General features: G+C 69.2%; 26 protein-coding genes. 15 read left to right on the top strand and 11 right to left on the bottom strand.

Annotated elements, in window-relative coordinates:
* Positions 1-53: 53 nt before the first annotated feature.
* Both KXC43_RS24605 and mshA read right to left on the bottom strand, forming a co-directional pair.
* Positions 54-545, bottom strand: coding sequence for a type III secretion system chaperone family protein (locus tag KXC43_RS24605; protein WP_221378495.1), 492 nt, complete (start codon positions 543-545; stop codon positions 54-56).
* Positions 539-1819, bottom strand: coding sequence for a D-inositol-3-phosphate glycosyltransferase (gene mshA / locus KXC43_RS24600; RefSeq protein ID WP_221378494.1), 1281 nt, complete (start codon positions 1817-1819; stop codon positions 539-541). The genes KXC43_RS24605 and mshA overlap by 7 nt, the downstream gene beginning before the upstream one ends.
* Before the next feature lie 124 nt (positions 1820-1943).
* Between mshA and KXC43_RS24595 the strand changes: the two genes are divergently transcribed.
* On the top strand, positions 1944-2699 hold the full coding sequence (locus KXC43_RS24595; protein WP_221378493.1) for an SDR family oxidoreductase: 756 nt from the start codon (positions 1944-1946) through the stop codon (positions 2697-2699).
* Positions 2700-2701: 2 nt separating this feature from the next.
* Entirely contained in the window at positions 2702-3535 is an 834-nt protein-coding gene (locus tag KXC43_RS24590) for a class I SAM-dependent methyltransferase (protein WP_308129233.1), read from the top strand.
* A gap of 59 nt (positions 3536-3594) precedes the next feature.
* Here KXC43_RS24590 and KXC43_RS24585 read toward each other — a convergent pair whose 3' ends face one another.
* A complete protein-coding gene (locus KXC43_RS24585) occupies positions 3595-3987 on the bottom strand; it encodes a response regulator (protein ID WP_221378492.1) in 393 nt (130 codons plus the stop codon).
* A 315-nt stretch (positions 3988-4302) separates the two neighbouring features.
* Here KXC43_RS24585 and KXC43_RS24580 point away from each other — a divergent pair, with 315 nt between their 5' ends.
* Together KXC43_RS24580 and KXC43_RS24575 are read left to right on the top strand one after the other, a co-directional pair.
* Positions 4303-4515 carry a DUF7455 domain-containing protein gene (locus KXC43_RS24580; RefSeq protein ID WP_221378491.1) on the top strand — a complete coding sequence of 71 codons (213 nt, stop codon included), beginning with the start codon at positions 4303-4305 and terminating at the stop codon, positions 4513-4515.
* Positions 4516-4572: 57 nt separating this feature from the next.
* The gene (locus KXC43_RS24575) at positions 4573-5595 is read left to right on the top strand and encodes a sensor histidine kinase (RefSeq protein WP_221378490.1); all 1023 of its coding nucleotides are present in this window, start codon (positions 4573-4575) and stop codon (positions 5593-5595) included.
* Between the two features lie 3 nt (positions 5596-5598).
* Here KXC43_RS24575 and KXC43_RS24570 read toward each other — a convergent pair whose 3' ends face one another.
* The 8 genes from KXC43_RS24570 to KXC43_RS24535 all read right to left on the bottom strand — a co-directional run bounded on the left by KXC43_RS24570 (position 5599) and on the right by KXC43_RS24535 (position 12601).
* Positions 5599-6369 carry an SRPBCC family protein gene (locus KXC43_RS24570; RefSeq protein ID WP_255644716.1) on the bottom strand — a complete coding sequence of 257 codons (771 nt, stop codon included), beginning with the start codon at positions 6367-6369 and terminating at the stop codon, positions 5599-5601.
* A gap of 81 nt (positions 6370-6450) precedes the next feature.
* Positions 6451-7194: a hydrolase gene (locus tag KXC43_RS24565; RefSeq protein WP_221378489.1), complete on the bottom strand. Its 744-nt coding sequence runs from the start codon at positions 7192-7194 to the stop codon at positions 6451-6453.
* A gap of 109 nt (positions 7195-7303) precedes the next feature.
* Positions 7304-8863 (bottom strand): methyl-accepting chemotaxis protein, encoded by a 1560-nt coding sequence (locus tag KXC43_RS24560; RefSeq protein WP_221378488.1) that lies wholly within the window; start codon positions 8861-8863, stop codon positions 7304-7306.
* A gap of 142 nt (positions 8864-9005) precedes the next feature.
* The gene (gene csrA, locus KXC43_RS24555) at positions 9006-9248 is read right to left on the bottom strand and encodes a carbon storage regulator CsrA (RefSeq protein ID WP_221378487.1); all 243 of its coding nucleotides are present in this window, start codon (positions 9246-9248) and stop codon (positions 9006-9008) included.
* A gap of 82 nt (positions 9249-9330) precedes the next feature.
* Complete coding sequence (gene fliW / locus KXC43_RS24550; RefSeq protein ID WP_221378486.1) at positions 9331-9768, bottom strand: flagellar assembly protein FliW; 438 nt, start codon at positions 9766-9768, stop codon at positions 9331-9333.
* Positions 9769-9770: 2 nt separating this feature from the next.
* Positions 9771-10667 carry a flagellar hook-associated protein FlgL gene (flgL, locus tag KXC43_RS24545; protein WP_221378485.1) on the bottom strand — a complete coding sequence of 299 codons (897 nt, stop codon included), beginning with the start codon at positions 10665-10667 and terminating at the stop codon, positions 9771-9773.
* A 25-nt stretch (positions 10668-10692) separates the two neighbouring features.
* The gene (gene flgK / locus KXC43_RS24540) at positions 10693-12114 is read right to left on the bottom strand and encodes a flagellar hook-associated protein FlgK (protein WP_221378484.1); all 1422 of its coding nucleotides are present in this window, start codon (positions 12112-12114) and stop codon (positions 10693-10695) included.
* A gap of 1 nt (position 12115) precedes the next feature.
* The gene (locus KXC43_RS24535; RefSeq protein ID WP_221378483.1) at positions 12116-12601 is read right to left on the bottom strand and encodes a flagellar protein FlgN; all 486 of its coding nucleotides are present in this window, start codon (positions 12599-12601) and stop codon (positions 12116-12118) included.
* A gap of 280 nt (positions 12602-12881) precedes the next feature.
* On the opposite strand from KXC43_RS24535, the gene KXC43_RS52400 reads away from it, so the two are divergent.
* The 11 genes from KXC43_RS52400 (at position 12882) to KXC43_RS24480 (ending at position 22397) form a co-directional block, all read left to right on the top strand.
* Positions 12882-14144 (top strand): flagellin N-terminal helical domain-containing protein, encoded by a 1263-nt coding sequence (locus tag KXC43_RS52400; RefSeq protein ID WP_221378482.1) that lies wholly within the window; start codon positions 12882-12884, stop codon positions 14142-14144.
* A 105-nt stretch (positions 14145-14249) separates the two neighbouring features.
* Positions 14250-15641, top strand: a complete 1392-nt coding sequence (gene fliD / locus KXC43_RS24525) for a flagellar filament capping protein FliD (protein WP_221378481.1) — start codon at positions 14250-14252, stop codon at positions 15639-15641.
* Between the two features lie 46 nt (positions 15642-15687).
* Positions 15688-16074 (top strand): flagellar export chaperone FliS, encoded by a 387-nt coding sequence (fliS, locus tag KXC43_RS24520; RefSeq protein ID WP_255644715.1) that lies wholly within the window; start codon positions 15688-15690, stop codon positions 16072-16074.
* Positions 16075-16090: 16 nt separating this feature from the next.
* On the top strand, positions 16091-16414 hold the full coding sequence (locus KXC43_RS24515) for a hypothetical protein (RefSeq protein WP_221378480.1): 324 nt from the start codon (positions 16091-16093) through the stop codon (positions 16412-16414).
* Between the two features lie 179 nt (positions 16415-16593).
* Positions 16594-16941: a flagellar basal body rod protein FlgB gene (gene flgB, locus KXC43_RS24510; protein ID WP_221378479.1), complete on the top strand. Its 348-nt coding sequence runs from the start codon at positions 16594-16596 to the stop codon at positions 16939-16941.
* Between the two features lie 2 nt (positions 16942-16943).
* Positions 16944-17336, top strand: a complete 393-nt coding sequence (locus KXC43_RS24505) for a flagellar basal body rod protein FlgC (RefSeq protein ID WP_221378478.1) — start codon at positions 16944-16946, stop codon at positions 17334-17336.
* An 8-nt stretch (positions 17337-17344) separates the two neighbouring features.
* Complete coding sequence (gene fliE, locus KXC43_RS24500; RefSeq protein WP_221378477.1) at positions 17345-17689, top strand: flagellar hook-basal body complex protein FliE; 345 nt, start codon at positions 17345-17347, stop codon at positions 17687-17689.
* A 1-nt stretch (position 17690) separates the two neighbouring features.
* Positions 17691-19301, top strand: a complete 1611-nt coding sequence (gene fliF, locus KXC43_RS24495; protein ID WP_221378476.1) for a flagellar basal-body MS-ring/collar protein FliF — start codon at positions 17691-17693, stop codon at positions 19299-19301.
* Positions 19302-19374: 73 nt separating this feature from the next.
* Positions 19375-20400 (top strand): flagellar motor switch protein FliG, encoded by a 1026-nt coding sequence (gene fliG / locus KXC43_RS24490; RefSeq protein WP_221378475.1) that lies wholly within the window; start codon positions 19375-19377, stop codon positions 20398-20400.
* The gene (locus KXC43_RS24485; RefSeq protein WP_255644714.1) at positions 20384-21064 is read left to right on the top strand and encodes a FliH/SctL family protein; all 681 of its coding nucleotides are present in this window, start codon (positions 20384-20386) and stop codon (positions 21062-21064) included. The genes fliG and KXC43_RS24485 overlap by 17 nt, the downstream gene beginning before the upstream one ends.
* A 25-nt stretch (positions 21065-21089) precedes the next feature.
* On the top strand, positions 21090-22397 hold the full coding sequence (locus KXC43_RS24480; protein ID WP_221378474.1) for a FliI/YscN family ATPase: 1308 nt from the start codon (positions 21090-21092) through the stop codon (positions 22395-22397).
* Positions 22398-22567 lie beyond the last annotated feature (170 nt).

Raw genomic sequence — 22567 nt, 5'->3', positions numbered from 1 at the left:
CGGCGGTTTCCTATTACCGGTTCACTACCCCGGTTCTCCAGCGCCGACACTGCCTAGGAGGACGAATCCTCCGACGGGGCAAGATGTTTGAACGCCTGGAGATTGGCCACCGACTCGCCCCGCTTTACCCGCCATTCCCACTCGCGCTTGATCGACGAGCCGAAGCCGATCTCGAGCATGGTGTCGAACGACTCGTCGGCGTACGTCAGCACGACCCCGAGCAGCCGGTCCAACTCGTCCTCGTCGAGGCCGGTCAGCGCCACCCGCCCGGTCAGGTAGACGTCGCCGGCCGCATCGATCGAGAACGACACCCCGTACATGCGGGCGTTGCGCCGCAGCAGCCAGGCCCACAGTTCCTCGTGCCGCTCGTCGGGACGGCGCATCACGAACGCCTCGATGCGCAGCGCGTGCTCGCCGACGATCAGGTTGCACGCCGTCTTGAGCTTGTGGGTGCCGGGCAGCGTCACGACATACGCGCCGGGGCCGGTGGATTCCCACTCGAGTTCCCGGTCGGTGAGCGCCTTCTCGATCAGGTCGGTCACCATGCGTACGCCTCCAGGCGCTTCGCGATCAACGCGCGGTGCTCGGTCACGGCCTCACGGTAGACCCGCACCAGGTTTTCGGCAGTGCGGTCCCACGAGAAGTCGGCGGCGTGCGCGACCGCCCCCGCCGACAGCTTCTCGCGCAGCCCGGGCGAAGCGAGCAGGCGGTCGAGCACCCGCGCCCATTCCCCGGCGTCGTGCCCGTCGACCAGAACACCGCTCAATCCGTCCCGTACGGCGGTCACGAGCCCGCCGACCGCGGCCGCCACAACCGGCGTGCCGCAGGCCTGCGCCTCCAGCGCGACCAGTCCGAACGACTCGTTGTAGGACGGCACCGCCACCAGATCGGCGGTGCGGTAGAGCGCGGCCAGCCCGGCGCCGTCCTGGGGCGGCAGGAAGACCACCGAGTCGCTGACCCCCAGCGACTCGGCCAGTTCGATGAGCGCCGTCGGCCGGTCGAGCCCGGTGCCGCTCGGCCCGCCACAGATGACCAGCGTGGTGTCCGGCTCCCGCATCCGGGCCAGGGCCGAGATCAGCACGTCGGGGGCCTTCAGCGGCTGGATGCGGCCGACGAAGGCGACGACCTTGCCCCGCTCGGGCAGCCCGAACCGCGACCGGTCGGCCGCCGAGGGAAGCGGGCCCGGGTGGAACCGGTCGAGGTCGACGCCCGGCTGCACGACGGTGACCCGGGCCGGGTCGGCGTCGTAGTAGGCGACCAGGTCCTGCGCCTCGAAGCGGGTGTTGGCGACCAGCCGGTCGGACTCGGCGATCACCTGTTCCTCGCCGATCACCCGGGCCTTGGGTTCGGGCCGGTCGCCCGCCGCAATCAGCCTGTTCTTCACCTTGGCCAGCGTGTGCGCGGTGTGCACGTGCGGCACGCCCCAGCGCTCGCGGGCCAGCCAGCCGACCTGACCGGAGAGCCAGTAATGCGAGTGGATCAGGTCGTAGTGGCCCGGCGGGCGCGCCGCCTCGGCCCGCAGCACGCCGTGGGTGAAGGCGCAGAGCTGAGCCGGCAGCTCTTCCTTGGACAGGCCCTCGAACGGGCCCGAGGTCACGTGCCGGACGGTGACGCCGGGAGCCATCTCGACCACCGGGGGCAGATCGCCGCGGGTGGCGCGGGTGAAGATCTCGACCTCGACGCCGAGGCGGGCGAGTCGCTTGCTGACCTCGACGATGTACACGTTCATGCCGCCGGCGTCGCCGGTGCCCGGCTGCTCGAGCGGGGACGTGTGAACCGAGAGGGTGGCAATGCGCCGGGGGGTCGGCCATTCTGCCACGATCGTTCCTCCTGCACGGATGACACGGGGATTGTTGCGTCGTCGTTAATCTTCCCCGGCTCGGTGCTCCGAACCACAATCCCGCGACCCCGGGGTGACTGATGTCATCGGGAAGGATGGAGGCATGCAGAACATCGCTGTGGTCACGGGTGCGTCGAGCGGAATCGGGGCGGCAACCGCCCGCCGGCTCGCCGCCGAGGGTTTTCACGTCGTCGCGGCCGCCCGGCGGGCCGACCGGCTGGCGGAACTGATCGACGAGATCGGCCCGGCCGCGACCGCCGTCACGTGCGACGTCACGTCCGAGGAATCGGTCGCTGCCCTGGCGGCGGCGGTGACAGCGCTCGGCGGGCCGGTGACGTTGCTGGTCAACAACGCGGGCGGGGCGGTCGGCCTCGATCCGGTCGAGTCCGGCTCGGCCGCCGACTGGCAGTCGATGTACGACGTGAACGTGCTCGGCACCCTGCGGGTCACCCAGGCGCTGCTGCCGGCGCTGATCACGAGCGGCAACGGGACGATCGTGACGGTCGGCTCGACCGCGGCGTTCACGGTCTATGAGGGCGGCGGCGGTTACACGGCGGCCAAGCACGCCCAGAACGCCCTGGTCGGCACCCTGCGGCTGGAACTGTCGGGTAAGCCCGTACGAATTGTCGAGGTCGACCCGGGCATGGTGCGCACCGACGAGTTCTCGCTCAAGCGTTTCGGCGGCGACCGGGCGAAGGCCGACGCCATCTACGACGGTGTGAAGGAACCCCTGGTGGCCGACGACATCGCCGACATCATCGCGTTCGCGGCGACCCGTCCGCACCACGTCAACCTCGACCGGATCGTGGTGCGCCCGATCGCGCAGGCCGCGCAGCACAAGGTCTACCGGGAGAAGTAGGCGTGCGGCCGGTCGGCGCCATCACCCGGGGGACGACCAATCCCAACCGGCTGCGCCGCGTCGACAACTACATCGCATACCGGTGCGGTGATCTGCTGCGTGCCACCGCGGCGCCGGTGGTGGTCGACCTCGGGTACGGCGCCACCCCGGTCACGGCCGTCGAGTTGCGGGCCCGGCTGGCCGCGGCCGTCCGGGCGGACGTCACCGTGGTCGGCCTCGAGATCGATCCGGTACGGGTGGCGGCCGCGCAGCCGCACGCCGACCTCCCCCACCTCGAGTTCCGGCGCGGCGGCTTCGAACTGGCAGGCCTGCGGCCGGCGGTCGTGCGCGCGTTCAACGTGCTGCGCCAGTACGCCGAGCACGAGGTCGCCGCGGCCTGGGCGGCGATGACCGCGACCGGCGCCGTGCTGGTCGAGGGCACCTGCGACGAGCTGGGCCGGATCGCCACCTGGGCGGTGATCGAAGGCGGGGCCCCGAGCACGCTCACCCTTTCCGCCCGGCTGTCCGATCTGGACCATCCCGCGACGTTCGCCGAGCGACTGCCCAAGGCTCTGATCCACCACAACGTGCCGGGCGAGCCGGTGCACGAGCTGCTGTGGGCGCTGGGTCGCGCCTGGGAGGCCGAGGCCACGCCGTTCGGGCCCCGCCAACGGTGGCTGGCCACCTGCCGGCGGATGCGCGAGCAGGGCCGGCCGGTGCTCGACGGCCCGGCGCGCTGGAAACTCGGCGAACTGACGCTGCCGTGGCCCGGAATCGGGACGGGGCCGGATCCCGGGCAAGTCGAAGCCGGGCCGGTCCTCCGCAGCGGACCGACCCGGCCTCAGGGGGGCGAGTAACGTCTGTCACCCAGATTCGTGGGTGACAGGTGCCGTGAGGGTGGTCGGTCGGGTGCGGTTCAGGAGTCGAGCACGGACCGCAACGTCTGGACGAGCAGCTCGCTGCTGAACGGCTTCTTCACCAGCAGGGCGTCCTCGCCGATGAGGCCGTCGGCCACCGCGATCTCCTTGGGCAGTCCCGAGATGTAGACGACGCTCATCTCGGGCCGCAGCTCGGTCGCCGACCGGGACAGCTCGCCGCCCGAGACGCCGGGCAGCCCCAGGTCGGTGACCAGGATGTCGATGTCGCCCGGATGCTCCCGGCAGGCGGTGATGGCCTGCTGGGAGTCGCCGGCGATCAGGGTGGCGAAGCCGCGGCGCTCGAGCATCCGGCGCATGATGTCGCGCAGGTCCTCCTCGTCGTCCACGACCAGGACCGTGGGCCGTGGCTCGGGTGCGGGCGCCTGCGACATGGATCCTCCCGGTGGCTCTGACGTCACTTTCCGTGCCGGCTCGCGCTCTCACGCTAGTCGCACGAGGTTGCACGGTCCGGCCTTTGCGCATCACGGCCGGCCGAGCGTGCCCGGAGGGCCAGATCACTCGCCGGAATACGCATGCCCGCATCTGGTTGAGGGAAGTTGTGGAGTGGCCCGGTTGCACCTGGGTTGCAACGCCTCCGGGGTCGTAGAAGCACCCTGGAAGATCGAAGAGAACAGCTAAAGCGGTGTGGCGCGGAGCCGATCAACACGGAGTACCGCTACACACCGCCACTGAGCAAGGAGTGCGATATGTCCAGCCTGCTGTCGCCCGAGATCACCACCGTTGCCGCGATGACCGAGCGCTGCGACCGCTGCAGTGCCGCCGCCAAGCTGGTGGTCACGCTGACCAGCGGCGGCGAGCTGGCGTTCTGCGGCCACCACGCCAACCGCCACAGCGAGGACATCGCCCGGGTCGGTGAGCGCATCGTCCTCGAGGACGGCTTCGAGTGGGCCGGAAAGTAACCGCTTGACACGCTTGCGCCGCGTTATGCTCGCTTCCTCAGTAATTGAGGGGATTACGTGCAGGATGCGGCGCGTGATCTGGGTGGACGTCCCTGGCTGATCGCTGGGGGCGCCGGAGCCGCGATCGCCCTCGTCGGCGTCGCGGCGCTGCTCAGGTCACTCCGAGGTGATCCGCCGGACGGCTCTGCCGTACCGGCGGCCGCTCTCGTTCCGGCCGGGTTCGCGCTGACGCTGGGCGCGCTGCGGCAGCGACGGCTCGCCGGCGACCTGGACGCCGCCCGCACCGAAGCGGCCCGGCTGCGGGAGAGCAACGCCGCCGCGCTCGCGGAAACTGCCGCCGCCCGCGCGCAGACGGCCCGGCTGCGCGCGGAAAGCGCCGGCTCGGTCGAGGAGGCCGCCCGGCTGCGCACGGCGCACGCGAATCTCGAGGCGGCGCTGACCTTCAAGAACGACCTCACGTCGATGCTGACGCACGATGTCGCGCAGCCCATCAGCTCGATAGCGAGCCTGGCGGAACTGCTGCACTCGGACTGGGCCGACCTGCCCGAGGATCTGCGGCTCGAGCTGGCAACCAAGATCGACAAGAACACGCAGCGGCTGATCAAGATGATGAACGATCTGCAGCTGCTGTTCCGGCTGGACACCGGCTCGGTCACCGCGCGGCGGAATCCCGTACCGCTGAAGGAACTCGCCGAGGCGGTCGCGCCCGGGGAGATAAGCGTCGAGATCGCCGAGGAGCTGTCGGTGCTGGCCGATCGCGGGCACATGCGGGTGATCCTGCAGAACCTGGTCGGCAATGCCCTCGCGTACGGGAAATCGCCGGTCACAGTCAGCGCGACCCGGCACGGCGAGAATGTCGAGGTGGTTGTGCGGGACAACGGGCCCGGCATCCCCGACGAGCTGCTGCCGACGCTGTTCGGCCGTTTCACGCGCGGCGCCGGCCTGGGCCTGTTCATCGTCCGCCACCTGGTCGAGGCCAACGGCGGCACGGTCCGCTACGAGCCTGCCACCCCGACCGGCGCCCGCCTGATCGTGACGATGGAGGCGGCCGGCCTCATCCCGAGCCGGCCGCCCTGGTGAGCGCTAGAAATCGTGGGCGCTGCCCCGGTCCTCTTCGTTGATCATGCCGTCGCCCCAAGCGTCCCGGGCCGTGGTGCGCCCGCCCATCTCGGCGCTGGCTCCGGCGGCCGGGGCGACACGGCGGCCGGGAGCAAGCACGTCGTCGAGGTCGTGCGCGCTGCGGATGCCGGGGGCGCTGGTGATGTCGACGTTGGTGCCCATGGCCGACGCGGACATCCCGTGGTAGGGCAGGTCGGCCCGGCTGGCGTTGCTGTGCTCGCCCGCGCTGGTTCCCCAGCCGGCGCCGGGGTGCGCGCGGCTGCGGGCCCGTGCGGCGATCGCGGCCGGGCTCGGCACCGGCCGGGCGAACTTCTTGGTGCTGGCGCCGCTCTCGACCAGGCCCTTGAGGGCGGTCAGGTCGGCCTTCAGACGCTTGTTCAGGGAGGCCTGGCCATGCCGGTCGTTCGGCATGAGGAAGGCGATGTCGGCCTCGAGCTGCGCGATCACCTGGGTCTTGGTCTCGCCCATGGGCCGCAGCGTTATCGTCTCGGCGAGCAGCGGCCCGTCCGTGGTCGCCCACGAAACCCGCTCGTCCATCGAGCACTCGGTGATCTGGGCGTCGAACTCGCGGCGCTTGCCCTCGACGTCCATGATCCAGTGGGTGCGGTCGTCGCCGATCGTGGTGACCTGCTGAACGCCGCTCATGAACTGTGGGTAGTTCTCGAACGCGGCGAGTTGCTCGTACACCGTGTGGACCGGCGCACTCACCTCGATGGCCTGCTGAACCATACTCATCGCATCTCTCCCATGCCTACGCGTGGTGACTTCGGCATTACCGAGAGTACGGAGACGGCTACGGGAAGCGTTCCGTTTCGCTCAGACCCGGCGGACGTACTGCCACTGGCCCACCTCGGTCGCGTACCGGGCGTCACTCGCGGGCACCAGGACCACCTCCGCCGCACGCAGCAGCGCCACGACGCGGGGCGACGGTGACCGCCAGGCCTCGCTGATCTCGACCACGGTGCCGGTCTGGCGGCAGGCCGCGGCCAGGGCGCCGATCAGGTCCTGGGACAGCACGGCGTCATCCAGGCCGGCCTGGGCGAGCAGGCTGAGCGGGCGGGCGAGCTGAGTCGGCGCGTACCGGGAGGCTCGGCCGATGCCGTGCACCGACGCACTCACCAGAGCCTCGGCCACCTGGTCGGCGGTCAGCTCGCCGGCGACGAGCATCGCCCGCACCTCCCGCGGCCCGGCCGGACCAGCCGGCAGCGGCAGGCTGGAGACGGCGACCGAGACCACCTCGAGGTGGTTCAGGTCGGCCGGCAGGGCGAGCCAGCCGTCCGGGCGGACAACCTCGACCTCGGCCGCGAGGCGCAGGCGGATCTCCGTACGCCGCTGGGCCCGGCGCACCGAGTCGGCGTACGCGGGGAGCCAGGTGGAGTCCGGGCCGGCCTGGTCGGCGAACGTGATCGCGGTGAGCCCGGCCCGGTCGGCGGCCGACACGACGACCCCGACCGCGTCGCGTCCGGTCGCGAAGCCGGTGTGCACATGGGCATCGGTGGAAAGATCCAGTGCGTCGAGGGTGCTGACCACACCGATGACTGATTCCCGCTCCGCGCTCACAGTCTCTCCCAGCCTGATGCTCGACGGGCTCCTCCCGTCTGACCAGAAGAATGGGGTCCCCGTGTTGTCAACCCTGGTTACGGGCTGGTGCAGTCCGGGTGCGCGCGGCTCACAGCCGGAACGCGCCGACCAGGCTCCGCAGCTCGTCGGCAGTGCGGGCCACCCCGTCGGACGCCGTGCGGGTCTGCTCGACACCGCGCACAGCCTCGGCGCTGGCGGCGCTGACATCCGTGATGTTGGTGGCGATGCGGACCGAGCCGTTGGCCACCTCGGCGATGCTCCGGCTCATCTCGCCGGTGGTCGCCGTCTGCTCCTCGACCGCGGAGGCGATCGTCGTCTGGAAGTCGTTGATCTGAGCGATGACCTCGCTGATGCGGGAGATCACCTCGACCGCGCCGCCGGTGTCCTGCTGGATCGCGGCGACCCGCGTCCCGATGTCCTCGGTCGCACGTGCGGTTTCCTGGGCCAGGTCCTTGACCTCGCTGGCGACCACGGCGAACCCCTTGCCGGCCTCGCCGGCGCGGGCCGCCTCGATGGTGGCGTTCAGGGCGAGCAGGTTGGTCTGCTCGGCGATCGAGGTGATCAGCTTGATGACGTTGCCGATCTCGGCCGAGGAGTCGCCGAGCTGACGGACCGTCTCGGTCGCCCGGGCCGCCTCGGCAACGGCCACCGACGCGATCTGCGCCGACTCGCTGGTGTTGCGGGAGATCTCCCGGATGGCCAGGCCCATCTCCTCGGCGCCGGCCGCCACCGTCTGCACGTTGCGCGAGATCTCGTCCGCCTCCGTGGCCGCCGACGCGGACTGCCGGTCGGTGCGCTGGGCCGCCTCGGCGATCTGGGCCGCGACCGAGGACAACTCGCCGGCCGCCCCGGCCAGCGCGTCGGCATCGTGGCCGATCGTGGTGAGGGAGCCGCGGATCGACTCCAGTGCGCCGTCGAGCCCGGCCGCCATCCGGCCCAGCTCGTCGCGGCTCGTGATGCCGCTGCGGTTGGTCAGGTCGCCCCGGGCGAGAGCCTCGATGACCGCGCCGAGCTGGTGCACCGGCACCAGGATCGAGCGGGCCAGCGGGATCGCCAGGCCGATCAGCAGGACGAGGCCGGCCAGGGCGATGACGATCGACAGCGTACGGGTGCGGCTGACCGTGCCGGCCATGTCCCCGTGCTCGATGTCGACCGCGGCGCCGACCCGGTCGACCAGGGCGCCGAGCTTGTCGTCGGTGACGTTGTTGCGCTCGGCGATCTCGTCCAGCCGGCCCCGGACCGACGCCGGGTTCCGGCCCGCCGCGGCGACGAAGTCGGAGATGAACGCGCCGAAGGCGACGAAGTCCGAGCGGTCCTCGAGGAACGTGGCGTTCATGTCGTCCGGCAGCCCGGCGCCGACCACAGCGTCGGCGGCTTCGGTGGCCGACTGCACGTCGTCGATCACATCCTGACTGACGTCCATGCCGAGGGCCGCCCGGTAGGCGTCCACCTTGAGCTCGCTCTGCCGGGTGTCGAGGTGGTTGAGCGCGGCCTGGCCGGCCTGGAGCCGGGAGACGCGGTCGGCCTGCTCGCTCAGCTGGCGCTGACCGACCAACGTGACGGCAGCCAGGGCGCCCAGCATCAGGGCGCCGACGAGCACGATCAGGCCGAGCCGTTTGGCAATGCCGAGTTGCGCCAGTCGCGACATCGTTCCCCCTAGAAGGCCGGAGCTGGGCCGCCTGTGCGGTTAAGAACATCTTTCAGCTCTTCCGGCGCGAGGGGTGCGTTTTCCGCTAATTCGGATAAGACGAACGCCCCGTCGACCGGCGACGGGGCGTTCGGCACAGCTATCAGTCCGATGTGGTCGGTGATTGCAGCATCTTGCTGACCGCCCGCACCTCGTCCTGTGTGGGCGAAGCGGCCTCTCGGTTGGATGCCTGCAGCTCCCGGTACACCTCCTCGCGATGCACCTGAACGTCACGCGGAGCCTGGATGCCCAGCCGGATCACGTCGCCACGCGCCTCGAGCACGGTGATGACGACCGTGTCGCCGATCATCACACTCTCTCCGGAGCGCCGGGTCAGTACGAGCATCGTCGGTGCCCTCCTCCATCCGTGGACGGACAGCATCGCGAACCGGGCGCGGTCGCCGTCCGGCGGCCGCGCCCGCTGGACGTCAGTAGACCGGGTTCATGACCGCGCGGACGGGGAAGCCCGACCCGCTGAGTACGACCTGCATGGCGCGCATGCTGTCGCGGTCGACCACGATCGGCGCCATCAGGTTGGCCGTGGTCTCGTTGGTGCCGGCCGTGATGACGGTCAGCAGCAGGAGCCGGTCGGCGTCCTTGGTGTTCAGGGCGGCGAAGACGTCGGCCTCGATCTCGGGCGCGTAGTCCGGGAAGAACGGCTCCGGCGGCGCGACGAGGAAGCGCAGGTCGGGGTCCTCAGTGGACGTGAACGCGTAGAGCAGGCCGTCTTCGTTGAGCCGCACCAGAACGAATTCCCGGTGGGCCGGGAAACCGGGCATGGGCACCGCCATCGTGATGGTCGGCAGGCCCAGCGACGGGTCGATCATGGTGTCCTCAATCGTTCGGGACGCGGTGCGAGTAGTCATGGTCACCTCAGGAAATCGATGAGCGAGGGCTGGATCACCTTGGCCGAGGCGGCCAGGGCGGCCTGATAAGACGTCTGCTGGATCTGCAATTCCATGATCGCCTTGGGCAGGTCCACATCCTCGATGTCGGACAGCTGCGACGTCACGGAGAGCAAATGGTCATCAGCGGACTGCTTCATCTGCGTAATCCGATTATATCGGGCGCCAACGTCCGAAAGGGTGGACTTTAGTAAATCGTGGGCCGTATCGATGTTGCCCAGTGCGGTGTTCAGCGCCGCGTCGTCATTGCCGCGAAGCGCCGCCGAAATGTCGCTCAGCACCTTGAAGAGCTGAGTGTCGCTTCCTTCCTTGCCGTACGCCTCGGCACCGGTCATGTCGATCCGGACCTTGGCGTTCGGGCCGACGGTGCGGGTGGTCTGCCCGTCGTTCCCGACGTACTTACCGGTGTCGTCGAACGCCACAGCGCCCGGCGTCGTGCCGCCGAAGATGGGCCGGCCCAGGTACTTGGTGTTCGCCTCGCCGATCATCGACTGGCGGATGTTGTCGATCTCGACGGCGATGGCCTCCCGGGCCGACGCGTTGTTGGCCGAGCTGAGGCCCTGCACGGTCAGATCGCGTACGCGGATGATCTGACCCGACGCGTCGCCGAGCTTGTCCTGAATGGTGCCCAGCCAGCCGAGACCGTCGTCGGCGTTGCGGGCGAACTGCTGAGTGGAACGCAACTCGCCGCGCAGTTGCAGCGACGTGACCGTCCCGGTTGGAGAGTCGGAGGGCCGGCTCAGCTGCTTGCCGCTGGAGATCTGCTCCTGCAGTTTCTGGCCGCGGGCCATGCTGCGGTTGAGGTCGCCCAGCATGCGGTGCCGCATGCTGCTGTCGGTGACCCTGCTCGGAATGGTCATGCGATTCCCCTACGCCGTCGCCCGGTCACCGGCCGACGAGGCCGGTGCGGTTGATCAGCTGATCGAGCATCGAGTCGATCGTCGTCAGCACGCGCGAGGCGGCCTCGTAACCACGCTGATAGGTCAGCAGGTTGGTCATCTCCTCGTCGAGGTTGACGCCGGACTCGGCCTCGCGCGAGGTGTCGACCTGATCGCGGACGGCGTCCTGGATCTCGCTGCGCCGGGCCGAGGACTGCGAGGCCACCCCGAGCTGACCGATCATCTGCTGGTACGTCACGTCCGGGCCGCCCGGCGAGGTGCCGAGAGCAGCCAGCGCGTCGGCCTTGTCGTTGTCGATCGCGGCGACTTCCGGTGGTATGGCGTTCGGGTCGCCCTTCGGGTTGCCGGCCGAGAAGGCGACCTCGTCGGGATTCTCGATCGCCACCTTGATGTCCCGCGCGGTCGTGCCGGAGAAGAAGGCCTTGCCCGGATCACCGTTGACGTCGTACGCCGTGGTCGTCACGTTGTTGACGCTGTTCGCCAGCGCCTTGGCCACGTCGTCGAGCTGCTTGGCGATGCCCGGGATGATGGTGTTCATCGTGTCGAGCATCGAGCCCATCGTGCCGCCGGCCTTGGCCGTCGTGTCGGTGCCCTCCCACTTGAGCGCCACCTGGGTGTTCGCGTCCCAGGAATCAAGGTTGGGCGGTCCGGTGAGCTCCAGCTTGCGGGTGGAGAAGTCGCTGACGAGCGGCGACGTTCCCACGTAGACGTTGACGGAACCGTTGGTCTTGGCTTCCGTGGTGGCGCCGACCAGCTCGGAGAGCCGCATGACGGCCACGTCCCGCTGGTCCTGCAGCTCGTTGGTCTCGAGCCCGGCCGCCCGGGCCACGACGACCTGGTTGTTCATCTTCGCGATGTTGTCGGCCATCGTGTTGACCTGGTCGACGAAGGCGCTCATCTCGTTGCGGTTCGCGCCGAACTGATTCGCGAGCGAGGCGCGGGTGTCGTTCAGCGTGATCGCGACGGTCCGGCTCTTCTCGAGCAGGGACGAGCGGGTCGACGGGTCCTGCCAGTTGTTGGCGACGTCGTTCCAGCCGTCCCACATGTCGTGCAGACGGGCCTGCAACGCGGTGTCGCTCGGCTCGGCCAGGACGCTTTCGATCTGGTCGTACGTCGCCGCCTGAGAAGCCAGGTAGGCGGAGTTGGCGTGCTCGGTGCGACCCCGTTCCTCCAGGTACGCGTTGCGGCCGCGCTCGACGCCGGCGACAGTCACCCCGTTGCCGACCTGCGTGGTCGTCGCGTAGACACCGGGGTTCAGGCTGCCGGTCTGCGACGCCATGCGCACCCGCTGCTTGGTGTAGCCCTCGGTGTTCGCGTTGGCGATGTTCTGGCCCGTGACGTCCAGGCCGCGACGCTGCGCGTAGAGCGAGGTGAGCGCCGTGTTGATTCCACTGAAGCTGCTAGCCATCTCAGATCGCCTCATCCACCAGGCTGGAGCGGCGGATGCCGCCGGAAACGGTCTGCCCCTGTGGTCCGTAGGTTTCCACAGTTTCGGCGAACGCGAGCATGGTTTCGCGGGCTGCGCGTTGACCGGCTGTGAGCAGGTCTCGGTTGACGTCGGCGAGCGCGCTGATCTCGGAAGTCAGCAGCAGGAACGCCTTGCGGTGCTGATGCAGAAGGTCCTGCCAGGGCGCGGGAGCGGCGTCAGCCAGTTCCCCGAGCGACGCTTCCGGCGCGAGGCCGAGCTCGACCGCGACGTCCTGAGCGTAGGCCGCACGGATCACCTCGGTCTGCCGGATCTGCTCGAGCACCACCTCGACCTCGCGGGTGGCGTGGCTGAGCCAGCGTGAGCGGCCGGCCGCGAGGAGCAGCTGCTCCTCCTCCAGCTTGAACAACAGCATCTCGAGCAGCTCACGTGAACGCCACAGGACGCTGGCCAGGTCGGTCAGACTCACCCTGGTCCTCCGTCTCGCCTCTGGTCGGGCCCGCCCTCTCGACGAACCCGCTCATTCGGACACGTCGGCACGGGTGCGACTCCGCTGAGGGATTTCCCCCGATCCGGTGCATTCCGGGTCCATGTGAGTTGCGCTCGGGTTTCTTCGGGTTCGCCGGAAATGAGCGCGAAAATCTCGCAGACTGCTCAGTGAACCGTCGGCACCGCGCCGATCGGCTGGCGTAACGCCACGGCCCCATGGATGGGCCGGTTCCCGACCCCTCTCAAGGAGGAAGCACCCCATGGGTCTCCGCATCAACCAGAACATCGCCGCGCAGAACGCCTACCGGAACCTGTCGGTCACCGACAGCCAGATGTCGAAGTCGCTGGAGAAGTTGTCCAGCGGTTTCCGCATCAACCGGGCCGCCGACGACGCGGCCGGTCTGTCCATCTCCGAGGGCCTGCGTTCGCAGGTCGGCGGGCTCAAGGTCGCCGTTCGCAACACCCAGGACGGCGTCAGCGTCGCACAGACCGCTGAAGGCGCGCTCAACGAGACGACCGCGATCCTGCAGCGCATGCGTGACCTCTCGGTGCAGGCGGCCAACTCGGGCGCCACCGACACCGCGGCCTCCGAAGCCGCCAACAAGGAGATGGGTCAGCTGAACGCCGAGCTGGACCGGATCGGCAAGAGCACCTCGTTCGGCAAGCAGAACCTGCTCGACGGCTCCTTCGGCAACACCGTCAAGACCAAGTTCACCAACGCCGCGACCAACACCCTGGACGCCGTCGCCGGCGCGGCGGCTCCCGTGCCGGGCGGCGCCAACAGCCCGTTCACCTTCACCATCAGCCAGGTCGGCGGCGGCACCAAGACGCCGACCGGCCAGGACCTCGGCACGACGCCGATCACGGTGTCGGTCGACGCGCTGGCCACCGACGCCACCGCGCAGGACCTGGCCAAGGCCGTCAACAACGCCACCGAGAAGGCCCTCAAGGCGGCCGGCTACCAGGGCAACGAGATCACCATGTCGGCCAAGGTCGACGCGCAGAACAACACGACCTACTCGATGGCCGGCTCCGGCAACTTCGCCGTCGCCGACGGCACGGGCGCCGTCCTGGCCGGCGCGAAGATCGACCTCACGTCCACGGCGGCCACGCCCACGCTGGACAAGACCGGTGGCAACAGCGGCAAGTTCCAGGTCGGCGCGAACGCCAACCAGAAGATCGGCATCTCGATCGGTGGCGTGGACTCGCAGACGCTCGGCACCGCGGCCCTGGACCTCACCAAGGACCCCGACGCCGCGATCAAGATCATCGACAAGGCTCTGTCGTCGGTCACGGACAGCCGGGCCACGCTCGGTGCTGTGCAGAACCGCTTCGAGCACACGATCAACAACCTGAACGTGGCCGTCGAGAACCTGTCCGCGTCGGAGTCGCGTATCCGTGACACCGACATGGCCCAGGAGATGGTGTCGTTCACCCGGTCGCAGATCCTGACCCAGGCCGGCACCTCGATGCTGTCGCAGGCCAACCAGTCGGCGCAGAACGTTCTCTCGCTGCTGCGCTAACCGAACTGCCACCGTCAGCAACTGAATATCTTTCGCAAGCGACCGAATAGGTGGGGGTAGCCGTCAAAAGCGGCTGCCCCCGCTTCTTTTGAAAGGCAGGCTCCGGTGAGCACTTCGGTAGACGGACTCGTCAGCGGCCTCAGCACCTCCTCCATGATCACCTCCCTGATGCAGGTCGAGGCAGCGCCGCAGAACCGGCTCAAGTCGAAGGTGAGCACCGCCCAGACCGCGATCGCCTCCTACATGTCGGTCAACGCCGCACTGACCTCGCTCAAGAACTCCGCGGACAGCCTCGGCCAGCTCAGCACCTGGCGCGCGGTCAAAGCGACCACCAGCTCCAGCACTGTGACGGCCACCGCCTTGACCGGCACCAACGGCGCCTCCGGCACCACCGTCTTCGACGTCAAGAGCCTGGCCAAGAACCAGATCACCACGGCCAAGGTGCCCGCCACCGGCGACATCAGCTCCGGCACCATCCAGATCACCACCGGGCCGCTCGACGGCAGCGCCAGCGACAAGGCCCACACGATCACGCTGGGCGACGACAAGTCGGCCAAGGGCGTCGCCGCCGCCATCAACGCGGCCGGCATCGGGATCAAGGCGACCGTGGTGACCACCGGCGGCGCCAACGACATCCTGCAGATCAGCGGGGCCAAGACGGGCACCGGCGCGGCCTTCCGTATCGACAGCGGGCTCGACGGCGTCGCCTCGCCGCTGACGAACGTCGCGACAGCCGCCAACGCCCAGCTGGACATCGGCGGCGGCGACGCCAACGCCGCCAACGGCGGCTACTCCGTCACCAGCGACACGAACACGTTCGCCAAGCTCATGCCGGGCGTCTCGATCACCGTGTCGAAGCTCGAGAACGACGTCACGGTCACCTCCGACCAGGACGTCAGCGGCATCGCGAGCAAGATCCAGGCGCTGGTGGACGCGGCCAACGGCACGCTGAGCGAGGTCGCCAAGCAGACGGCCTACGACGCGGCCACCAAGAAGGGATCGCCGCTGACCGGCGACTTCTCGGTGCGCAACATCTCGCAGAGCATGCTCGGCAAGATCAGCCTCGGCCTGACCTACGCGAACCCGTCGTACGACAAGAACCAGCCGACCGACGCGGCCACGAAGACCAACCTCGAGAAGATCTCCATCTCGCTGTCCAAGCTGGGCGTGGAACTCGACCGCAGCGGCCGGCTGACGTTCGACTCGACCAAGTTCACGAACTCGTACAACGAGAACCCGCTCCAGATGCAGGCGGCCGGCATCGAGTTCGCCGACCAGATGGAGAAGTACGCCGGCGATCAGACGACCAACATCACCGCGGTGATCACCGGCCGCAAGAACGAGATCGACGGCCTCAACACGCAGATCAGCGGCTGGGACCTGCGGCTCGCGGCCAAGCGGACCGCGCTGCAGAAGCAGTACGCCGACCTGGAGACCTCTCTGGGCAAGCTGAAGAACCAGTCCACCTGGCTCGCCGGCCAGCTCTCCGGCCTCTGATCCACCGCCCCGACCAGCCATCGCAGGGCCCTGACCAAGGAGACCGATGACCGTGACCGCCCCGAACCTCCGCAACCGCTACCTGCAGGACTCGATCCAGACCGCCTCGCCGGCCAAGCTGCTGACCATGCTCTACGACCGTCTCGTCCTCGACCTCGTGCAGGGTGAGGAGGCGATCCGCGCCGGCGAGATCGAGAACGCGCACGAGAAGATCTCCCACGCTCAGGAGATTCTCATCGAGCTCCAGGTCAGCCTGGACGTCGAGGCCTGGTCGGGCGCGCCCGGTCTGGCCAACCTGTACGGCTACCTGATCACCGAGCTGATCGGGGCCAACGTCGCCAAGGACGCCGACCGCGTGGCGACCTGCCGCGGCTTCGTCGAGCCGCTGCGCGACGCCTGGCGAGAGGCCGCCGCCTCGGCGGTCGCCCACTGACGAGCAGGGGAGCGACATGAGCGGCGGCGAATGGCGCAACGCCTGGAGCGAGGCCCTCGACGAGCTGGAGCTCGACGTGGCCACGATCGAGGCGATGCTCGACGACGAGCACCGGAACGCCGAGACGCCGCCGGCCAGCCTGTGGAAAGCCCCGACCGAACTCGGCGCGCTGCCGCTGGAGCTCAAGCCGCGCGCCGACGAGATCCTCACCCGCCAGCTCAAGGCGGCCGAGGAAATCGCGCGGCGGATGACCGCAACCCGTCAGCAGATGACGATGACGAGAAAGATCGAGACCGGCGAAGCAGTCAAACGGCCCGTATACGTCGACCGGGCCATGTAATGGGCATCGAAAAGGTCCCGGAATCCCGTTGCGGGGGTTCCGGGGCCTTTTCGTGCAACCGGCTGGCAACCGTCTGACACTCAGCGGATTCCCGAACGCGCCGAACTGCATGGTACGAGCGACGGAACGCTCACTGGAAAGCCACGGATCGGCACCTTGGAACGACACAAGGAGCTGCTGTGTTCGACGACGTCTCATCGTCTTCCCTGCGCGTCGCGGTGGCCGGCCTGTCGGCTCGGCAGAGCGCCATCGCCAACAACATCGCCAACATCGAGACCCCCGGCTACCGGGCCCGTAAGGTCGAATTCGAGGAAGCGTTGCGCGGTGCCGTCGCCAAGGGCATGTCACCGCTCGGGGTCGCACCGCAGACCCGTTCGTCGCTGGAGCCCACGCGACTGAACGGCAACAACGTCAACCTCGACGAGGAGACGCTCTCCCACATCGACACCACGATGCGCTATCAGCTGACCCTGCGGGCGATGGATACCAAGTACTCGATGCTGCGCGACGCGATCAAGGGAGCCTGAGCATGAGCACTTTCAACGCGATCGGGGTCGCCGGCACCGGTGTGACGGTCTACCGCAAATGGCTCGACGCCGTCTCCGACAACATCGCCAACATGGACAACACCGTGCGTACGTCCGAGAAGGCCTTCCAGGCCCGGTACGTCCTCGCCCAGGAGGCCCAGGACGGCAACGGCGCCCAGGTCGGCGGAGTGGCGTTCGGCAGCGCCGAGGGTGTCCTCGTGCACGAGCCGGACAACCCGCTCGCCGACAGCCAGGGCTACGTGCGCAAGGCGGACATCGACCTGAGCTCGCAGATGTCCCAGATGATGATGGCCCAGCGCGCCTACCAGGCGAACCTGGCGGTCGTGGACCGGGCCAAGGACTCCTACACCGCCGCGATCAACCTCGGAAAGTGAGGTAGGCGATGACTTCCCCGATCAGCCCCATCAGCGGTTTCTCACCGGTCTCCGGACTCGAGGCGGTCAGCGGCATCGGCGGCGCCGCCCCCCTGCCCGGTTCCGAGAAGGTCACCGCGGCCCAGGGCGAGCACGAGAGCTTCGCCAGCATGCTCTCGCGCGGCCTCGAGAGCGTCTCGGCGTCGCAGGCCAAGGCCAGTGACCTGGCCGTCCAGGTCGCCCAAGGCACGCTTCAGGACCCGGCGCAGTACACGATGGCGGCCAACGAAGCTCAGCTCGGCCTGCAGCTCACCCTCGCCGTGCGCAACAAGGCCGTGGAAGCTTTCCAGGAAATCATGAGGATGCAGGCCTGAGATGACCGACCGCCTTCCCGCTCCGGTCCGCCGCGTCACGGACACGTTCCGGTCCTTCACACCGGGACAGAAGGCCGTCACGATCGCGGCGGTGGTAGCCCTCGTCATCGGCGCCTACTTCTTCGCCACCTGGGCCTCCAAGCCGTCCTACTCCATCCTGTTCAACAATCTGTCGTCCAAGGACGCCAGTGCGATCGTCGAGTCGCTGAAGAAGACCGGCACGAGCTACGAGCTGGCCAACGACGGCCAGACCGTGCTCGTGCCGCAGGACCAGGTGAACGACTTGCGCCTGTCGCTGAGCGGCGAGGGACTGCCCGGCGACGCCGGCACCGGCTACTCGCTGCTCGACCAGCAGGGCATCACCACCAGCGACTTCATGCAGCAGACGAACTACCAGCGAGCGCTCGAGGGCGAGCTCTCCAACACCATCAAGTCCATCGAGGGTGTCGAGGCGGCCACCGTGCACCTCGTGATCCCCAAGAAGGACGTCTTCGCCGACGAGCAGGACAAGCCGACCGCCTCGGTGCTGGTGGCCTCGAACTCCACCCAGCCCCTGAGCGGCGATCAGGTGCAGGCCATCGTGCACCTGGTGGCCTCCAGCGTCGAAGGCCTCGACCCCACCGAGATCACCGTGGCCGGCGCCGACGGCAAGATCCTGTCGACCGGTGGCGGCGCGGCCATCGGGACCGGTGGGGACAGCGGGACGGAAGCGCAGACGGTCGCCTTCCAGAACCGCATGAACTCGTCGCTGCAGAAGATCGTCGAGAGTCTGGTCGGGCCCGGCAACGCGGTGGTGCAGACCAGCGCCACGCTCGACTTCGACCAGGCCACCACGCAGAGCCGCACCTACAACGCGGACCCGTCGGTGCCCGCCCTCTCCGAGCAGAACAACCGTGAGGCCTACAACGCCTCGGGGAGCAACGCCGGTGGTGTGCTCGGCCCCGACAACATCGCCGGTCCCGCCGGCAGCAACGGGCCGGGCCAGTACGAGAACAGCTCGAGCGTCCGCAACAACGCGCTCAATGAGATCAACGAGACCCGGAAGAACGCTCCGGGCGGCATCAAGAAGCTCAACGTGGCCGTCCTGCTGAACAGCAACGTGGCCGGCACCATCGACCCGGCCCAGGTGCAGCAGCTCGTCTCGGCCGCAGCCGGCATCGACGCCACCCGCGGCGACACGATCGCGGTCTCGGCCATGCCGTTCGACCAGAGCGCCGCCAAGGCGGCTCAGGAGGCGCTGAGCGCGTCGTCCGCCGCCGCCACCCAGGCCAAGCAGATGTCGCTGATCAAGACGGGGGCGCTCGGTGCGCTCGTGCTGCTGCTGATGTTCGTGGCCTGGCGGTTCAGCCGGAAGAGCAAGAAGCGGCGGGGCCTGACCGCCGAGGAGCGCAAGCACCTCGAGGACATGCAGGCCGCTCTCGAGGCCCAGCGGCTGGCCGAGCTCAACCAGGCCATTCCCGCTCAGATGTTGGAGGCCGGGATGGCCATGGACAACACGAACGTGCAGGCTCGCGAGGAACGCCAGCGGGAGATCGAGCAGATGGTCAAGGATCAACCTGACGAGATGGCGGTGCTTCTGCGCGGCTGGCTGGCCGCCGACACGACGCGCTGACCCTTTTCGGCGGCGACCGGCTGGAGCCGGTCGCCGCTGGCTGATTTCCTGCTGACGGTCCGAGGAGTACGCGTTGACCACACCGGCGCTCACCACCATGTCGATGACGGGCGTGCGCAAGGCCGCCATCATGCTCGTCCAGTTCGGCAAGGAACAGTCCGCCCAGATCATGTCGCAGATGTCGGAGAAGGAAGTCGAGATGATCTCGGCTGAGATCGCCCGGCTCGGCAAGCTGGAGCCGACCCAGGTCGACGACGTGATGGACGAGTTCTACGCCATGGCCACGACCCGCTATGCGGGCTCAGGCGGCATGGACTACGCCCGCGAGCTGCTCGAGGCCTCGCTGGGCAAGGACCGGGCGGCGCTGATCCTGGACCGGCTCGAAGCCTCGATGAACGACATCCCGTTCAACTTCCTCAGCCACGCCGACCCTCGGCAGCTGCTCTCGTACGTGCAGTACGAGCACCCGCAGACGATTGCCCTGGTGCTGGCGCACATCCCCTCGGCGCTCGCCTCGTCGATCCTGGCCGGCCTCCCGATCGAGGTGCAGACCGACGTCGCGCACCGCATCGCGGTCATGGACCGGACCTCCCCCGACGTGATCCGCCAGGTCGAGCAGGCGCTCCAGCGCAAACTCTCGACCGTGCTCCAGCCGGACGAGCTCTCCACCGTCGGCGGCCTCCAGCCGCTGGTCGAGATCATCAACCGCGCCGACCGCACCACCGAGCGGCTCATCCTGGAGGCGCTGGACGCCCGCAGCCCCGAGCTGGCCGAGGAGATCCGGCGCCGGATGTTCATGTTCGAGGACATCATCAACCTCGAGGACCGCGCCATCCAGCTGGTGCTCCGACAGGTGGAGCCGGCCGATCTGGCCACCGCGCTCAAGGGCGTGCCCGACACCGTCCGCGACAAGGTCACCAAGAACCTCTCCGAGCGCGGCCGCGAGAACCTGCTCGAGGAGATCGACCTGCTCGGCCCGGTCAAGGTCAAGATGGTCGAGGAGGCCCAGGCCAAGATCGTCTCGGTGATCCGATCGCTCGAGGACTCCGGCCAGATCGAGGTCCAGCGCGGTGGCGAGGCCGATGAGCTCATCGCCTGAGAGCACCAGCCCCGTGTTGCGGGGCACGGTCGCCGAGTCGGCTGCGGCCGCCCGATTCGGGACCGACCTGCGTACCGGCCGGCCGACCGACGGCGACTCGCTCGACCGGGCCCGGCAGCAGGCCCGCACCGCCGGCTACGCCGAGGGCTGGGCCCAGGGCCAGCGCGAGGCGGCCGCCGCGGCACAGAACGCGCAGGCCCGGGCGGCCGCGGCCGAGCAGGCCCACGAACAGCGCCGGGCGACCGCGCTGGCGCAGGCCGTCAACGCGCTCGGCCGGGCCGTCACCGAGCACGAGAACCAGCTCATGCCGACCTTCGCCGAGCTGCAGGAGGTGCTGCTGGCCCACGCCTTCGAGCTGGCCGAAGCGATCGTCGGCCGCAGCCTGGACGACCCGCAGGGCCGTACGGTGGCCGCGCTGCGCCGGGCCATGGCGGCCACCCCCGAAGCGGGCTCGCTGGTCGTCAGCCTGCACCCGGACGACTACCACACGCTGGTCGGCGAGGCCGGCGAGACGGATTTCGAGTACGAGGGACGCCGGGTGCGCCTGCGCCCGGACGGTGCGCTGCGCCCCGGCGACGCAGTCGCGGAGACCGGCATGGCGACGGTGGACGCCACCATCGCCGCCGCCACGGCCCGCGCCCGCGAGGCGCTGCGGCTGCTGTAGCGGCCTGTATCGAAAGGGGCGCAATATGACGGACGTGTTCCGCCACCGCATGTCGGCGGCGCTCGAGGCAGCCCGCCCGCTCACCCGGGGCAAGGTGACCGGCGCGGTCGGCCTGCGGGTGACGGTCAGCGGGGTCGACGCACGGGTCGGCGACCTGGTGCAGATGGGCGACGGCCCGGACGCGATCTTCGCCGAGGTGGCCGCGATCGACGGCGACAAGCTGTCCTGCCTGCCGCTGGGACCGATCGCCGGACTGGGCGCGGGCACCCCGGTGGTCAGCACCGGCGGCCCGCTGCGGGTCGCGGTCGGCCCCGACCTGCAGGGACGCATCCTGGACGGGCTGGGCCGGCCGATGGACGGCGGCCCACCGCTGCAGGGGCACCTGGTCAGCATCGACGCCGCGCCCCCGTCGGCGATGGAACGCCAGCTGGTCGACAAGCCGATGCCGCTCGGCGTCCGGGTGCTGGACACGCTCGTGCCGTGCGGACGCGGGCAGCGCATCGGCATCTTCGCCGGCTCCGGCGTCGGCAAGTCGACCCTGATGTCCATGATCACCCGGGGCACCTCGGCCGAGCTGAACGTCGTCGCGCTGGTCGGTGAGCGCGGCCGCGAGGTGCGCGAGTTCATCGAGCACGACCTGGGCCCGGAGGGGCTGGCGCGCTCCGTGGTGGTGATCGCCACCTCGGACACGCCGCCGCTGGTGCGCCTGCGGGCGGGTGCGGTCGCCACCCGGATCGCCGAGTACTACCGCGACGAGGGCGCCGACGTGCTGCTGATGATGGACAGCGTCACACGTGCGGCGATGGCTCAGCGTGAGGTCGGGCTCTCGGTCGGCGAGCCGCCGGCCACCCGGGGTTATCCGCCGTCGGTCTTCGCGATGCTGGCCTCGCTGCTGGAACGGGCCGGGCCGGGCGCGCGGGGCAGCATCACCGGCCTCTACACCGTGCTGGTCGAGGGCGACGACCACAACGAGCCGATCGCCGACGCGGCCCGCTCGATCCTCGACGGCCACATCGTGCTCGACCGCAAGCTGGCCACGGCCGGCCACTTCCCGAGCATCCAGGCGCTCGACTCGATCTCCCGGGTCGCCAACAAGATCACCACCCCGCAGCAGCGATCCGACGCCACCGAACTGCGCCGCCTGATGGCCGCCCACCGCGAGGTGCGCGAGCTGGTCGAGATCGGCGCGTACGTCGCCGGCACCAACCCGGACGCCGACCGGGCCACCGCCGTCTGGCCCCACGTCAACGCTTTCCTGCGCCAGGGCCTCGACGAACGCGTAACCGCCGAAGAAGCCTGGGCCCAACTACACGCCCTGGTAGCCGCGGCCTAGCCACACGATCCCCGCCGGTGAGCTACCCGCGATCGCCGGCTGGTGAGCGGGCACTCGGTTTTTCGACGTCCGCGGGTTTTGCGGACGGCGGAAAATCGCGTGCCCGCTCACCAGCTGAAGAGGCGATCGCCCGCGGAGCGAAGCGGAGCCATTAGACACAGTTGCTGTTC

The sequence above is a fragment of the Paractinoplanes polyasparticus genome (assembly GCF_019710575.1).
Classification (GTDB): domain Bacteria; phylum Actinomycetota; class Actinomycetes; order Mycobacteriales; family Micromonosporaceae; genus Actinoplanes; species Actinoplanes polyasparticus.
Note: the sequence above shows the minus strand (reverse complement) of the source record. Positions and strands in the feature narration are given on the sequence as shown.

Coding starts and splice junctions, on each gene's coding strand:
- KXC43_RS24605 (WP_221378495.1), bottom strand. CDS start 545: ATGGTGACCGACCTGATCGAGAAGGCGCTCACCGACCGGGAACTCGAG.
- KXC43_RS24595 (WP_221378493.1), top strand. CDS start 1,944: ATGCAGAACATCGCTGTGGTCACGGGTGCGTCGAGCGGAATCGGGGCG.
- KXC43_RS24585 (WP_221378492.1), bottom strand. CDS start 3,987: ATGTCGCAGGCGCCCGCACCCGAGCCACGGCCCACGGTCCTGGTCGTG.
- KXC43_RS24580 (WP_221378491.1), top strand. CDS start 4,303: ATGTCCAGCCTGCTGTCGCCCGAGATCACCACCGTTGCCGCGATGACC.
- KXC43_RS24570 (WP_255644716.1), bottom strand. CDS start 6,369: ATGAGTATGGTTCAGCAGGCCATCGAGGTGAGTGCGCCGGTCCACACG.
- KXC43_RS24560 (WP_221378488.1), bottom strand. CDS start 8,863: ATGTCGCGACTGGCGCAACTCGGCATTGCCAAACGGCTCGGCCTGATC.
- csrA (WP_221378487.1), bottom strand. CDS start 9,248: ATGCTCGTACTGACCCGGCGCTCCGGAGAGAGTGTGATGATCGGCGAC.
- fliW (WP_221378486.1), bottom strand. CDS start 9,768: ATGACTACTCGCACCGCGTCCCGAACGATTGAGGACACCATGATCGAC.
- flgL (WP_221378485.1), bottom strand. CDS start 10,667: ATGACCATTCCGAGCAGGGTCACCGACAGCAGCATGCGGCACCGCATG.
- flgK (WP_221378484.1), bottom strand. CDS start 12,114: ATGGCTAGCAGCTTCAGTGGAATCAACACGGCGCTCACCTCGCTCTAC.
- KXC43_RS52400 (WP_221378482.1), top strand. CDS start 12,882: ATGGGTCTCCGCATCAACCAGAACATCGCCGCGCAGAACGCCTACCGG.
- fliS (WP_255644715.1), top strand. CDS start 15,688: ATGACCGTGACCGCCCCGAACCTCCGCAACCGCTACCTGCAGGACTCG.
- KXC43_RS24515 (WP_221378480.1), top strand. CDS start 16,091: ATGAGCGGCGGCGAATGGCGCAACGCCTGGAGCGAGGCCCTCGACGAG.
- KXC43_RS24505 (WP_221378478.1), top strand. CDS start 16,944: ATGAGCACTTTCAACGCGATCGGGGTCGCCGGCACCGGTGTGACGGTC.
- fliE (WP_221378477.1), top strand. CDS start 17,345: ATGACTTCCCCGATCAGCCCCATCAGCGGTTTCTCACCGGTCTCCGGA.
- fliF (WP_221378476.1), top strand. CDS start 17,691: ATGACCGACCGCCTTCCCGCTCCGGTCCGCCGCGTCACGGACACGTTC.
- KXC43_RS24485 (WP_255644714.1), top strand. CDS start 20,384: ATGAGCTCATCGCCTGAGAGCACCAGCCCCGTGTTGCGGGGCACGGTC.
- KXC43_RS24480 (WP_221378474.1), top strand. CDS start 21,090: ATGACGGACGTGTTCCGCCACCGCATGTCGGCGGCGCTCGAGGCAGCC.